The sequence below is a fragment of the Tsukamurella spumae genome, assembly GCF_012396015.1.
Taxonomy (GTDB): Bacteria; Actinomycetota; Actinomycetes; order Mycobacteriales; family Mycobacteriaceae; genus Tsukamurella; species Tsukamurella spumae.
The window spans coordinates 1-13,735 of sequence record NZ_JAAXOQ010000037.1; the positions used below are offsets into that span (position 1 = coordinate 1).

At 69.2% G+C, this 13,735-nt stretch carries 9 protein-coding genes; 3 read left to right on the top strand and 6 right to left on the bottom strand.

The genetic code is table 11. From position 1 onward, the window contains the following. Positions 1 to 170 precede the first annotated feature (170 nt). The gene (locus tag HF999_RS19845) at positions 171 to 539 is read left to right on the top strand and encodes a VOC family protein (RefSeq protein WP_168547541.1); all 369 of its coding nucleotides are present in this window, start codon (positions 171 to 173) and stop codon (positions 537 to 539) included. Between the two features lie 112 nt (positions 540 to 651). Beyond that, on the top strand, positions 652 to 1,188 hold the full coding sequence (locus HF999_RS19850) for a YceI family protein (RefSeq protein ID WP_168547542.1): 537 nt from the start codon (positions 652 to 654) through the stop codon (positions 1,186 to 1,188). A gap of 72 nt (positions 1,189 to 1,260) precedes the next feature. Here the strand turns inward: HF999_RS19850 and HF999_RS19855 are convergent, their stop codons facing one another. From HF999_RS19855 to HF999_RS19865, 3 genes are all read right to left on the bottom strand, one after another. Further along, complete coding sequence (locus HF999_RS19855; protein ID WP_168547543.1) at positions 1,261 to 2,193, bottom strand: HpcH/HpaI aldolase/citrate lyase family protein; 933 nt, start codon at positions 2,191 to 2,193, stop codon at positions 1,261 to 1,263. Positions 2,194 to 2,304: 111 nt separating this feature from the next. Further along, complete coding sequence (locus tag HF999_RS19860; protein ID WP_168547544.1) at positions 2,305 to 3,267, bottom strand: alpha/beta hydrolase; 963 nt, start codon at positions 3,265 to 3,267, stop codon at positions 2,305 to 2,307. A gap of 297 nt (positions 3,268 to 3,564) precedes the next feature. After that, on the bottom strand, positions 3,565 to 4,536 hold the full coding sequence (locus tag HF999_RS19865; protein WP_246208216.1) for an alpha/beta hydrolase: 972 nt from the start codon (positions 4,534 to 4,536) through the stop codon (positions 3,565 to 3,567). A gap of 365 nt (positions 4,537 to 4,901) precedes the next feature. Here HF999_RS19865 and msrC point away from each other — a divergent pair, with 365 nt between their 5' ends. After that, on the top strand, positions 4,902 to 5,387 hold the full coding sequence (msrC, locus tag HF999_RS19870) for a free L-methionine (R)-S-oxide reductase MsrC (protein WP_168547546.1): 486 nt from the start codon (positions 4,902 to 4,904) through the stop codon (positions 5,385 to 5,387). Positions 5,388 to 5,577: 190 nt separating this feature from the next. Here the strand turns inward: msrC and HF999_RS19875 are convergent, their stop codons facing one another. The 3 genes from HF999_RS19875 to pks13 are packed head-to-tail and all read right to left on the bottom strand — an operon-like array spanning position 5,578 to position 13,684. Further along, positions 5,578 to 6,927, bottom strand: a complete 1,350-nt coding sequence (locus HF999_RS19875; RefSeq protein WP_168547547.1) for an FAD-binding oxidoreductase — start codon at positions 6,925 to 6,927, stop codon at positions 5,578 to 5,580. A 13-nt stretch (positions 6,928 to 6,940) separates the two neighbouring features. Further along, positions 6,941 to 8,515 (bottom strand): acyl-CoA carboxylase subunit beta, encoded by a 1,575-nt coding sequence (locus HF999_RS19880; protein ID WP_312854214.1) that lies wholly within the window; start codon positions 8,513 to 8,515, stop codon positions 6,941 to 6,943. 18 nt (positions 8,516 to 8,533) lie between these two features. Then, positions 8,534 to 13,684: a polyketide synthase Pks13 gene (gene pks13, locus HF999_RS19885; RefSeq protein WP_168547548.1), complete on the bottom strand. Its 5,151-nt coding sequence runs from the start codon at positions 13,682 to 13,684 to the stop codon at positions 8,534 to 8,536. Between the last annotated feature and the right edge of the window lie 51 nt (positions 13,685 to 13,735).

The window sequence follows — 13,735 nt, forward strand, 5'->3', positions numbered from 1 at the left end:
CCCGCAGGCCGCGCGCGACGCGGCCCGGGCGGCGCTGGCCTGAACCGCCCGCGCGGCGCTCGCGGCGCTCGCGATGCGGCGCGGCGGCGGCCGGAAAACCTGTCAGCGGTCGCTGATAGACCTGGGAGCGTTCCGGGCCCACCGGGGCCCGACCGACGCGAGGAGCCGTCATGATCGATCACTTCGGGATCAACTGCGCCGACCTGGACGCCGCCAAGCGGTTCTACGACGGGGTGCTGGCGGTACTCGGCTCGCGCCGACTGATGGACTTCGACGTGGCCGTGGGCTACGGCGTCGAGCAGCCCGTCTTCTGGATCTCGGGCGCCGCGGAGGGTGCGTCCAACCGGGAGGCGCACATCGCCTTCGCCGTCCCCGACACCGCCACGGTGGACGAGTTCCACCGCGTCGCGCTGGAGCTGGGAGCGGAGTCGCTGCACGCGCCGCGCCTGTGGCCCGAGTACCACCCGGGCTACTACGGCGCCTTCGTCCGGGATCCGGACGGCAACAACGTGGAGGCCGTCTTCCACGGAGCCGCGTAGCAGGCGGTTTCAGGGATGTTCAGGGCGTGTTCACCGCGCCCGGAATACATCGGACTGCGGTCCGGTTATGCTCGATGAGTCTTGAGAGTTCAACTATCGAAGGAGCATCCCGATGAGCAACGTCCTCCCCGCCGGCACCTACGTCGTCGATCCCGTCCACTCGTCCGTCGAGTTCTCCGTGCGCCACCTCATGGTGAGCAAGGTCAAGGGCCGCTTCGACGAGTTCTCCGGCACGATCACGGTCTCCGAGGACGGGACCGCATCGCTCGCCGCGGAGGTCGACGTGACCACCGTGAACACCCGCAATGCGCAGCGCGACGCCCACATCCGCACCGCCGACTTCTTCGACGCGGAGAACTACCCGAAGGCGACCTTCACGTCCACCGGTGTCGCGGCGAAGGGCTCGGACTACGTCCTGTCCGGCGAGCTGACGCTGCGCGGGGTCACCAAGCCCGTGCAGTTCGACCTCGAGTTCCTCGGCACCAACCCCGGCATGGGCCAGGGTGAGGTGGCCGCGTTCGAGGCCAAGACCGTGATCACCCGCCAGGACTTCGGCATCACGATCGATATGCCGCTGGAGACCGGCGGGAGCGTCATCGGCGACAAGATCACCCTGACGCTCGACATCGAGGCCGTGCGCCAGGCCTGATCCTCGGCACGACGAAGCCCCCGCACCGTGTCCTCGGGTCCGTGAGGCGGTGCGGGGGCTTCGTCGCCGGAGTCAGTAGTGGAAGGTGTCCGACGGCGCGGGGGCGTGCTCGCCCTCGATCCCGTCGGAGACGACGATGCCGTAGGCGCGCGCCAGGTCGAGGATCTTCGTGGCCCGCGCGATCCGCGGCAGATCGGAGCCGTTGCGGATCTCGCCTCCGTCCCGGTCGAACTCCGCGAAGAACTCCCGCGACCAGCGGATGTCCTCGGGCGAGGGGCTCAGCCCCTCGTTCACCGGGTGACACTGATCCGGGGTGAGGCAGATCTTTCCGGTCATGCCGAACTCGGCCGAGACGGCAGTGGCCTCGCTCAGCAACAACCCCTTCGAGCCGACCGTCGGGCCGTCGATGGCACCGGGCAGGTGCGCCGCCTTCGCGGCGATCGTGAACCGCGACCGGGCGTAGGCCAGGGTCATCGGGTCGCCACCGAAGCCGGTGTCGCGGCGGAAGTCGCCGATGCCGAAGGCCAGCCGGAAGGTTCCCTTGGCGGAGGCGATCTCGCCGATCCGCTCCAGCCCGCGCGCCGTCTCGACCAGCGCCACGATGAGCGTGTCCGGCAGCCGCTTCGCGGTCTCGGTCACGTGGTCCATCGACTCGACCATCGCCAGCATCACGCCACCCAGGTGCGGCGCACCGCGCAGCGCCTCCAGGTCGTCGGCCCACCACTGCGTGCCGAAGCCGTTGACGCGCACCCAGGCGCCCGGGGGCACACCGTCGTTCTCCCGCCCCAACCACTCCACCACGTTCGCCCGGGCGACGGCCTTGTCCTTGGGCGCGACGGCGTCCTCGATGTCGAGCACCACGATGTCGGCGCGCGAGCGGGCGGCGGCGTCGAAGCGGTCCGGCTGCGTCGCGTTCACCAGGAGCCAGCTCCGGGCGAGCACGGGATCGATCCGGAAGCCGACGGGCTCGTCGGCGTCGATGGTCGTGGGAGTGCGCGGCGTCATCGTCTATGGCCTCAGGTTTCTTCTGCGGGTTCGATGAAGAGGGTACCGATACGCCGGAAGGCCCCGGGCGAGTGCCCGGGGCCTTCCGTGGATCGCTGATTCAGCGCGGGGTCAGTTGAACCAACCGGTGCGCTGCATCTGCCACACCTGGTCGCTCCAGTAGCCCCAGGTGTGGGTGCCCACCGACGAGAAGTCGTAGTGAGCGGGCACACCGGCCTTGTCGGCAGCGGCCTTGAAGGCCTCCGACTGCGACTTGGCGAGGATCTCGAGCGGCACGCCCTGGACGATGTCCGCAGGCGTCGGGTTCGGCGTGTACTTGCCGGGCTCACCGGTCGACGCGGTGATCCACAGCTTCAGGCCCTTCATACGGCCGGCCTGCACGGTCGGGTCGTTCTTCGCCCAGTTGGCGTCGAACGGGCCGCCCCACATGTCGAGCACGTTGTAGCCGCCCGCATCCAGCATCGCGACACCCACGGCGACGGGCATGCCCGGAGCCGAGGTGTTCAGGAAGCCCGACAGAGCCGCGGCGCGCTTGTACACGCCGGGGTTGTTGGCAGCGTTGATGAGGGCGGCGCCGCCACCCATCGAGATGCCGACGAGCGACAGGTTGCTCGAGAAGCCGCGCGACTTGATGTACGCCGGCAGGCTCGAGGCCAGGAAGTTGCCCCAGGTGGGCTTGTAGGTGCCGTTGCCCTGCTTCGACGAGTTCGCCCAGTTCGTGTAGAAGCTGGCGGTACCGCCGACCGGCATCACGACGTTGATGCCCTTCTCCGACAGGAAGGCGACGTTGGAGTCGCGCTCCCAGCCCGAGACGTCCTGCGTGGCGCGCAGACCGTCGAGGAAGACGACGGTCGGGGCCTTGGCCGGGTCGGTCGTGGTGGAAGCCCACGAACGCACCGTCACGGCCGGCATGCCCGCACCGTCGACCTTCTCGGACTTGAATCCCTTGGGCGGGTTCTTGGCGCTACCCGGCCCCCAGGCACCGGCGACGCCGGCACCCATGCCGGCGAGGGCGGGCACCATGGCCGCGGTGAGAACCGCCGCACCCGCTCGCTTACCCCAGGCTGCTCGCATTGCTGACCTCTCCTTTTTCACGCGTCTCCGCGCAATAGCTGGTGGACCGGACCGCCGGCCGTCTCCGACCAAGCCATGTCACAGCCGTCACTCTAACATCGTTTGTCACACATGTCACATGACTCACATGAGTCACATGGGCGACACTCTCCCTGGATCTCATCGAAATCACAGGGTAAGTCGTTACAGACCCTCCCACATTCCTCAGGAAAGTCGTGCACATCACAATACGACAGAAGGCCCCGTTCGTCCGAACGGAGCCTTCCCTCGTGTGATCTGTTCGTCCGTTCGCGAAGGCTACTTCGAGAACCAACCGGTGCGCTGCATCTGCCACACCTGGTCCTGCCAGTAGCCCCACGTGTGGGTTCCGGCGGGCGGGAAGTCGTAGTGCACCTTGTTCAGGCCGGCGCGCTGCGCCGCGCCCTGGAAGGCACGCGACTGCGACAGCGCGAGCCACTCGAGCGGCACGCCCTGGATGACATCGGCGGGGCCCGGGTTCGGGGTGTACTTGCCGAAGACGCCGTTGCCGGCCGAGATCCACAGCGGGATGTTCTTCAGGCGGTTCACCTGCACGGTCGGGTCGTTCTTGGCCCAGCGCGCGTCGAACGGGCCGCCCCACATGTCGAGGCCGGCGTTGTAGCCGCCCGAATCGAGGGAGGCGATGCCGACGGCGATCGGGATGCCCGGCGCCGAGATGTTGTTCAGGCCCGACAGCGACGCGGCGCGCTTGTAGTAGCCGTTCGAGTCGAGGGTGTTGATGATCGCGGCGCTACCGGACATCGAGAGGCCGACCAGCGAGACATTGTCGCTGAAGCCGAGGCTCTTGATGTACTGCGGCAGGCTGGTCTTCAGGAACGAGGCCCAGGTGTAACGGTAGGGCTGACGGTTCGTCGACGACGGCGCCTGCCAGTCGGTGAACCAGCTCGAGGTGCCGCCGACCGGCATCACGACGTTGATGCCCTTCTGCGACAGGAAGGCCACGTTGGCGTCGCGCTCCCAGCCCGAGACGTCCCAGGTGGCGCGCAGGCCGTCGAGGAAGACCACGGTGGGGGCGGTCTTCGGGTTGGTCGTGGTGGAGGCCCAGGTGCGGACCTTCACGTTCGGCATGCCGGCGCCGTTGACGAAGGCCTGCTTGAAGCCCTTCGGCGGGTTCTTGGCGCTACCCGGACCCCACGCGTTCGCGGCGCCCGTGCCGGCGATCGTCAGGGCCGGAATGGCAGCCACGGTGACGGCGGCGGCGACAGCCTTCTTGGCCAAGCCGTTACGCATACGCATTCGTAACTCTCTTCCTTGTTCGGTCGCCCGGTGGGCGCGTCCTACCGCGCGCGGCCCCGGGGAACCGGGACCGTCCGGTACCACAGGAGAGCCCCATGGCACGGCAGGACAAGCGGAGCAATGCTCATCAGGCACTGTATGCGACATAACAGTTCCTGACAAACTCTTAGTCGGGCGTGTGCCCGGGTCCGTTACGGCCTGCCGCAAAGATCCTCCATACTGACAGGTCAGCGCTGGACAACCGGTACTTTTCGGACTCGGATCACACCGTATCGAACCCGTCACGCTCTCAGCTTGCACCCAGAATCAGGCCCGGCGGAGGGGTGTCGGCGCACCGTCGGACCCCGTACCGTCGGAGCGTGTCGTTCTCCCTCCCCGAACTCCCCGACTCCCCCGCCGAGCGCTACGCCGAGCTCGTCGACCACGCCCGGGCCCTGATCGACGGTGAGCCCGACCGGGTCGCCAACGCCGCGAACCTCTCGGCTCTCGTGAAGGCGACGGTGCCCGACCTCAATTGGGTGGGCTTCTACTTCTTCGACGGTGCCGAACTCGTCGTGGGCCCCTTCCAGGGGCTGCCCGCGTGCATCCGCATCCCGCTGAACCGCGGCGTGTGCGGGGCCGCGGCGCGCACGCGGCAGACGCAACGGGTCGACGACGTACACGCCGTCGCGGACCACATCGCGTGCGACGGAGCCACTCGTTCCGAGCTCGTCGTGCCGCTCGAGCGCGACGGCGAGCTGATCGGCGTCCTCGACCTCGACAGCGAGAAGCCCGCGCGGTTCAGCGACGACGATCAGCGCGGACTCGAGGCCGTCGCCGCGGTCTTCGTCGACTCGCTGCGCTGATTCAGCCGGCCGTTCACCCGGCCCGCAGTGGGCGTTTCGGGTGCGGATGGCCTCCCGCACCCGAACCGCGCGAGCGCACCCGGCATGCCGGGTGCGGCTGGGTGAAAGGGGTGCGGGAAGCCATCCTCACCCGAACTGCGCCGTCGCAGGCGGACGTGATGCGCCGCCACTGCCCGCCCGCGGCTGCGGGCTAGAAGCCGCGGCCCGGGTTGAGCAGGTTCTTCGGGTCCCAGACGGCCTTGATGCCGCGGTGCAGGTCGAGGACGTCGTCGGAGAGCTCCTCGCCCACCCATCGGGCCTTGAGGACGCCCACGCCGTGCTCGCCGGTCAGCGTGCCGCCGAGCTCCAGCGCAGCTTGGAAGACCTCGTCGGCGGCGTCCCAGATCGCCTGGGGCACCTCGCGTTCGTCCTTCGGGTAGATCAGGGTGGGATGGAGGTTGCCGTCGCCGGCGTGCGCGCAGGTGGGGATGTCCACGTGGTACTTCGCGGCGATCGCCTCGATCCGCGCGAACATCTCGGGCAGCCGCGAGCGCGGGACGCCCACGTCCTCGGAGAAGATGTTGCCCGCGTGCTCGTACGCGTGGAAGGCGGCGCGGCGCACGGCCAGCAGCTCGGCCGCCTCGACGGGATCGTCGGAGACCACCGTGTAGTGCGCGCCGGCGGCCTCGAACTCCCGTGCCAGCACGGCGGCGTCCGCCGGAGTGCTCCCCTGCCCGATGAGCATCGCCCGGGTCTCGTCCTCGAGTCCGAAGGGCCGCAGCGCCTCCACGCATTCGAGGGTGCGGCGGTCCATAAGCTCCATCAGCGCCGGGACGACGCCGGTGCCGACCACCGCGGCGACCGCCGCGGCCGCGCTCACCACATCGGGGAACGAGGCGGCGACCGTCGTCGGCGGGATCACCGGCGCGGGACGGAGTTTGACGGTGATCTCGGTGACGATGCCGAGCGTGCCCTCACTGCCCACGAGCAGCTGGGTCAGGTCGTAGCCCGTGACGCCCTTGACGGTGCGCCGCCCTGTCGTGATGATCCGCCCGTCGGGCAGCACGACGGTGAGCCCGAGCACGTACTCGCGGGTCACGCCGTACATGACGCAGCGCAGGCCGCCGGCGTTGGTCGCGACATTGCCGCCGATCGAGCAGATCTCGAACGACGAGGGATCCGGCGGATACATCAGGCCGTGCGCGCGGACGGCGCGATCGAGGTCGGCGTTGATGACGCCCGCCTCGGCGATCGCGTACTGGTCCGCGACGCTGATCTCCTTGATCGCGTTCATCTTCGCGAGCGAGATGATCACGCAGCCCTCGATGGCACTGGCGCCGCCGGCGAGGCCGCTGCCCGCGCCGCGCGGCACGATCACCACGTCGTTGGCGTAGCACCAGGCCGCCGCCGCGGCGACGTCCTCGGTGGTCTCGGCGAGCACCACCGCCAGCGGCACGGCGCCGTGCACCGGCGAGCAGTGGTCCACGGCATAGGCCGCCGTCACGTCGGGGTCGGTCAGGACCGACCCCGTGATCTCCGGGAAGGTATCCATCGAGGCCATGGGCGGCACCGTCCTACATCGGCATGAGGTAGGTGCGGCGCGGTACGCGCTGCAGCTCCTTATCGCGCAGCTGCGCGATCGACCTGCGGATCAGCAGGCGCGTGTCCTTCGGCTCGATGACACCGTCGATGTACCCGCGCTCCGCCGCCAGCCACGGCGTCGCCATGAACTGGTTGTAGAAGTCGATGAAGGCCTGGCGGATCGCGGGGCCGTTCTCGCCGGCCTCCTCGATCTCGCGCCGCTTGATGATCGCGGCCGCGCCCTCGGCACCCATCACGGCCAGGCGCGCCGTCGGCCACGCGAACACGAAGTCGGCACCCAGTTGCTTGGAGCCCATCACGGCCCACGCGCCGCCGTAGGACTTGCGCAGGATGATGGTGACCTTCGGGACGGCCGCCTCGACGTAGCTGAAGATGAACTTGCCCGATCGGCGGATCGTGCCGATCTTCTCCTCCTCGACGCCGGGCAGGATGCCGGGCACGTCGACGAGGAAGACGAGCGGGATGTTGAACGAGTTGCACAGGCGCACGAACCGGGCGGCCTTCTCGGACGCCTGGGTGTCGAGCGTGCCCGCCATGTGCATCGGCTGGTTCGCCACGACGCCGACGGGCTGACCGTCGACCCGGGCGAAGCCGGTCACGATGTTCGGCGCCCACAGCTCCGCGTATTCGAGGAAGTCGCCGTCGTCGAAGACGCGCAGGATCACGTCGTGGATGTCGTACCCGGCGGTGTCGGCGTCCGGGATGATCGACTCGAGCGAGAGGTCCGATTCGGTGATCTCCGGCTCCAGGCCCGGGTTGACCAGCGGCGCCCGCTGGTGCACCGAGTCCGGCATGAAGGACAGGTAGCGCTTGACCCAGTCGAACGCCGCCTGCTCGTCGGCGGCGATGTGATGCAGGTTGCCCCACTGGGCCTGCTTGATCGCGCCGCCGAGGTCCTCCGCGGAGGTGGTCTCGCCCGTGGTCGGGCGGATCACCTCGGGGCCGGTGACGAACATGTACGTGTTGTCCTTCACGCCGACGAGGACGTCGGTGTTGGCGGGGGCGTACACCGCGCCGCCGACGCAGGTGCCGAGGATCATCGAGATCTGCGGCACCTGGCCGCAGAGGCCGTCCTGGTGCCGGCCGAGCTCCGCGTACCAGGCGATCGATGTCGCGGCGTCCTGGATCCGGGCGCCGCCCGAGTCGTTGATGCCGACGACGGGCAGGCCCGCGGCCGCCGCGAAGTCGTACAGCTTGACCATCTTGCGGCCGAACATCTCGCCGACGGTGCCCGCACCCACCGTCTGGTCGTGGCTGAACGCCGCGACCTTCCGGCCGTTCACGGTGCCGTAGCCGATGACCACGCCGTCCTTGATCTTGTCGTCGCCGGGCGACTTGGCGAGCTGATCGAGCTCGACGAAGGTGCCCTCGTCGAAGAGCATGCGCATGCGGGCACGCGCGCTGGGCAGGCCCTTCGCGTCGCGACGGGCACGGGCCCGCTCGCTGCCCGGATCCTTCGCCGCCTCCAGGCGGCGGTACAGATCGTCGAGCTTGCCCGCGGTGGTGGTCAGGTCGACCTGGTCCGATACGTCCGTCACGTCAGTCACCCTATCCCCTTCCGTCGATCACGCGACGCCGTCCGCGGCGTCGAGCTCCGTGGTCATGTGCGCCGCGATCTTGCCGATGTACGGCTCGTCGATGATCTGCAGGTGGTCGCCGCCGATCTTGACGATCCGCAGGTCCTCGACCACCGGTGCCCAGCCGCCGTCCGGCGCGATGTCCGCGAAGTTGGGCTCGAGCTCCACCGCACCGTCGTGCATGCGATCCGCGCGGTAGAGCGTGACCGTGCCCCCGAACCGACCATAGTCGGCCGGGTTCACCTTGATCAGCATGCGGTTGTCCACGAAGGAGGTCCGCTGGTGCTCGATCATCGAGGTCGGGATCTTCTTGTCGGAGAGCTGCACCAGCTCCATGATGATCCGGAACTGGCCCTCGTCGTCGGCCGCGGCGAGGCGGTCGATCGGCAGCTCGATCTCGTCGCCGATGTCGTAGTTCTTGCGCGCGAACCGCTCCCAGCGCTCGAGGCGGGCCCGCTTCTCCGCGGGCTCATCGGTGAGCGGCACCGTCGGCGCGACCACGTCCAGCAGGCCCACGTACTCGACCTCCCGGCCCTCCTCCTCGAGGGCGCGCGCGAGGCCGTAGGCGAAGGCGCCGCCGAGGCTCCAGCCCGCGAGCCGGTACGGCCCCTCCGGCTGGATCTCCTTGAGCTTGGGCAGGTACTCGGCGACCCGCTCCTCGATCTCGCCCTCGATGCGCTCGAAGCCGTAGATCGGCAGATCCTCGGGCAGCTTGCGCAACAGCGCCTCGTAGGCGGTGGTGTTACCGCCGGCGGGGTGGAACAGGAAGAGCGGGCGGCGATCCGAGTTCTCCGGCTTGCGCAGGGTGCGGACGAAGCCGTCGACCGGCGTGGCCTCGTTCATGACCGCGCCCACATAGGTGGCCATCTCCTCGATGTTCTTCGAGTCGATGACGTCCTCGATGTCGATCTCGCCGCCGGCCCGCTCGGACAGGCGCGCGGTGAGCTTCTCCGCGACCTCCTCCGAGAGCACGTCCAGCTCGTTGAACACGCCGCCGGGCGACGCGCCGACCACGATCGCGTAGGTCGCGAAGGTCAGCCGCTCCGCGGCGTCGCGCGGAGGAACACCATCGCCGATGGCTTCCGCGACGGCCGCGCCGTCGAGGAGGCCGGGGGCGTCGCCGTTCTCGGCCTCGGGGGCCGGGGCCGACGGTGCCGCCGGCGCGGTCTCGGCCGCGGGCGCGGGCGCGGTCTCGGCCGCGGGCGCGGTCTCGGCGACCGGGGCCGCGGCGGGGGCCGCCCCGGCCTCCTCCTTGGCGGCCTTGATCATCTCGGCCAGCTGGCCGGCGTCGGCGAGTTCACCGGTGCCGGACTGGTGCTCGGCCAGCGCGTCCACCTGATCGCGGTGCTCGACCGCGTACTCGACGAACTGCACCACGTCGTTGAAGGACGCGTCGCGCACGGCCTGGATCTGGATCGGCGGGATGTCAAACTCGTACTCGGCGCGGTTCTTGATGCGCATCGCGAGGAGCGAGTCCATGCCGAGGTCGATCAGCGGGATCTCCTTGGGGAGGTCCTCGATCTCGAAGCCCATGGTCTCCGCGATGATCAGGCCCAGGCGGTGTTCCACCGTCTCACCCGAGTCAGGCGACCAGCGCTCGGCGCTGCCCTCCGGCGCGGGGGCCGCGGTCTCCTCCGAGACGGTGATCTCGGGCTCGGACTCGTCGAGCTCGTCCATCGCCTCCACGGCGGGCGCGGCCCTGGTGATGAGCGGCGCCGCGGCGGTCCCGGAGGCCTCGCCGGCCACGACGACCGCGTCGAGCAGTAGCCGGAACCGCCCGGAGGCGTTCTCGTGCACCTGGATCGACGCGCCGCCGGGGTGCGGGGTCAGCGTCGTGGTGAGGGTGAGCCCGTCCTTCGGCTCGCCGTGCTCGACCGCGGCGGTGACCGCCGCACCGTCGAGCACCTGGACCGCGGCGTGCTTGGCGAGGTCGACCAGCGAGACCCTGGTCTGGTCGCCCAGTGTCAACGCATCGGCGTCGAGCTGCCAGACGTGCCGGCCGTCGGGCAGCGCGACGTGGCCGCCGGGCACGACTCCCGATCCGCCGTCGGGCAGCTTGGTCTGAATCCAGATGTGCTTGCGCTGGAAGCTCGTCCGCGGCACCGGCGCGTACCGGCCGGGGCCGAACAGCGAGGCGATGTCCACATGGTGGCCGCGGGCGAAGACGGTGGCGAGCGCCGTCATGATCGTGCCGGGCTCGTCCTCCTTGCGCCCCAGCGTCTTTACCAGCGCGGCGTCCTGGATGCCCGAACCGAAGGTCACCGCGGCGACGGAGATCAGGGTGATCGGGTTCGGCGAGAACTCGATGAAGGTGCGGTAGCCGGCCTCGACGGACTTCTCCACGGCCTGGGTGAACCACACGCTGTGGCGCAGGCCCTTGATCCAGTAGTCCACGTCGTGCACCGGCGCGTGGCCGGCCTTGTAGAACTCGTCCTTGTTCACGGTGGAGTACATCGGGTACTGCAGCACGTGCGGCTCGATGCCCATGAGCTCCGCCTGCAGCTCGCCCAGCAGCGGGTCCATCTGCGAGGTGTGGGATGCGCCGCGGGTCACCAGCTTCCGGGCCATCAGGCCCTTGGCCTCGGTCTCCTCGACGATCTTGTCGATCACCTTGCCGGGGCCGCCGAGCACGGTGTGCGTGGGCGCGGCGTAGACGCAGATCTCCAGGCCCTCGTAGTCGCCGAGCACGGTGTCGATCTCGGCCGCGCTGTACTCGACGAGCGCCATGAAGCGCTCCATCTCCTCGGGCAGCATCTCCTCGCCCTCGCCCATGAGGCGCGAGCGGTTGCAGATGACGCGCACGGCGTCCTCCAGCGAGAGACCGCCGGTGACCCAGGCCGCCGTGGCCTCGCCCATCGAATGGGGCAGCACCACACCGGGTTCGATGCCGTGGTGTCGGAACAGGCCGACCAGCGCGACCTGGATCGCGAAGATGCCCACCTGACCGGTCTCGATGTGGAAGGTCTGCTCGTCGTCGGTGATCATGTCGACGTAGTCGTTGCCCGACTCGTCGATGATGAGCTCGTTGACCTCGTCGAAGTAGTGCTTGAAGACGGGGTTCTCGAGGTAGAGCTGCTTGGCCATCTTGCGGTGATGGCTACCGAAGCCGGAGAAGATGAACGCCGGGCCAACGCCGTCGGGCTGGTTGGCGGAGATGACATTCGGCGCGTTCTTGCCCTCGGCGATCGCGCGGAAGCCCTTGATCGCCTCGTCGAGGTCCTTGGCCATGACCACGGACCGGACGCGGCCGTGGTTGCGGTGCGCCAGCGTCCGGCCGATCTCGGCGAGCGTGTACTCCTTCGCCTCGTCGGACTCGAGCCACGCGAGCAGGTCCGCGGCGGCGGCCCGGCGGCGGGACGGGACGTACGCGGTCAGCACGAGCGGGACCGCGGCACCGTCGGCGGTGGCGGCGTAGAACTCGGGCACGGCGTTCGACGGGGCCTCCGTGGAATCGGAGTCATCCACGGCACCCGCCACGACCTCGGGCGCGATGTACTCCTTGATCACGACATGGGCGTTGGTGCCGCCGAAGCCGTTACCGGTGACGCCTGCGAGCTTCGCACCGGAGTACTTGGGCCACTCCGTGTTCCGCGCCGCCATCAGCAGCCGGTTGGCCTCGAACTGGATGTACGGGTTGGGACCGGCGAAGTTCAGGGAGGCGGGGATCTGCCCGTTGCGCATGCCGAGCAGGACCTTGGTGACGCCGGCGATGCCGGCGGCCGCCTCGAGGTGACCGAAGTTGGTCTTCGCCGATCCGAGGAGCAGCGGCTTCTCGGCTTCCCGGCCGCGGCCGAGGACGCGCCCGATGGCGTCGGCCTCGAGCGGATCGCCCAGGATCGTTCCGGTGCCGTGCGCCTCGAGGTAGTCGACGGTGCGCGGGTCGATACCGGCATCGATGTAGGCATCGCGCAGGTTCATCACCTGCGCCTCGGGGTTCGGCGCGAAGATGCCGTTGGACTTGCCGTCGGAGGTCACCGCGGAACCCGCGATGACGCCGAGGATCTCGTCACCGTCGCGCTCCGCGTCGGCCAGGCGCTTGAGCAGCACGACGCCGCCGCCCTCGGCGCGGATCATGCCGTTCGCATCGGAGCTGAAGGCCTTGATCTTGCCGTCGGGCGCCTGCGCACCGATGGTGTCGAAGCCCAGCGTGGCCGCCGGGACGATGAGCATGTTCACGCCGCCGGCGACGGCCATGTCCGTCTCGCCCTCGCGGAGGCTGCGGATGGCCTGGTGGATCGCGACCAGCGACGAGCTGCACGCGGTGTCGACGGTGACCGACGGGCCGTGCAGGTCGTAGAAGTAGGAGACCCGGTTCGCGACGATGGAGGTCGAAGTACCGGTCAACGCATAGGGATTGGCCTTCGTCGGGTCGGCCACCGCCAGCATCTGGTAGTCGTTGGCGGAGCTGCCCATCCACACACCGGTACGCGTGCCCTTGACGGAGCTGGCGGGGATGTTGGCCTGCTCGAGCGCCTCCCAGGTGAGCTCCAGCGCGAGCCGCTGCTGCGGGTCGACCATCTCGACCTCGCGCGGGGTCATCTGGAAGAACTCGGCGTCGAACGACGCGACATCGTCGAGGTAGCCGCCGAAGGTGTTGGCATCGTCGAGCACGGCCTTCAGGCGCGGGTCCTGCTTGAACTCGAGCCAGCGATCCTCGGGGAGGTCGGTGGTGCCGTCCCCGTTGCCGATGAGGAACTCCCACGTCGACTCGGGCGTCTCGCCGGCCTTCGGGAAACGGGTCGCGAGGCCGACCACGGCCACGTCGTGCCGACCACGGTCCGCCTCGAAGTCCGCACCCCGGTCGTACTGCGCCGCCTCCGCCGCGAGGTCGTCGTCGGAGACCACCGGGTCACCGTCGATGATGCGCTGGCTGAGCAGGGCGATCGTGGGGTGCTGGAAGGCGACCGTGGCCGTCAGCTGCACGCCCGTGAAGTCCTCGATGTCCGAGGCCATCGAGACCGCGTCGCGCGAGCCCAGACCGAACTCGTCGAGCGACTTGTCGTCGGTGATGTTCTCCAGCGGCTGCTTGGTCGCGTCCGCGATCCACTGCCGCATCCAGGCGCGCAGCTCCTCGAGACTCAGATCCTCGCGGGCCTTGCCGGTCGGGCCTTCATGGGGGGTGTACTCGTTCTCAGCCATGTGTGTCTACCCTTCGCGTCGAGACCGTGGTTGTGCCTGGGTCGCGTGTGA

Bases quoted from the DNA above. Each gene is read 5' to 3' on its own strand.
- HF999_RS19850 (WP_168547542.1), top strand. From the start codon at position 652: ATGAGCAACGTCCTCCCCGCCGGCACCTACGTCGTCGATCCCGTCCAC.
- HF999_RS19845 (WP_168547541.1), top strand. From the start codon at position 171: ATGATCGATCACTTCGGGATCAACTGCGCCGACCTGGACGCCGCCAAG.
- HF999_RS19855 (WP_168547543.1), bottom strand. From the start codon at position 2,193: ATGACGCCGCGCACTCCCACGACCATCGACGCCGACGAGCCCGTCGGC.
- pks13 (WP_168547548.1), bottom strand. From the start codon at position 13,684: ATGGCTGAGAACGAGTACACCCCCCATGAAGGCCCGACCGGCAAGGCC.
- HF999_RS19860 (WP_168547544.1), bottom strand. From the start codon at position 3,267: ATGCGAGCAGCCTGGGGTAAGCGAGCGGGTGCGGCGGTTCTCACCGCG.
- HF999_RS19865 (WP_246208216.1), bottom strand. From the start codon at position 4,536: ATGCGTAACGGCTTGGCCAAGAAGGCTGTCGCCGCCGCCGTCACCGTG.
- HF999_RS19875 (WP_168547547.1), bottom strand. From the start codon at position 6,927: ATGGCCTCGATGGATACCTTCCCGGAGATCACGGGGTCGGTCCTGACC.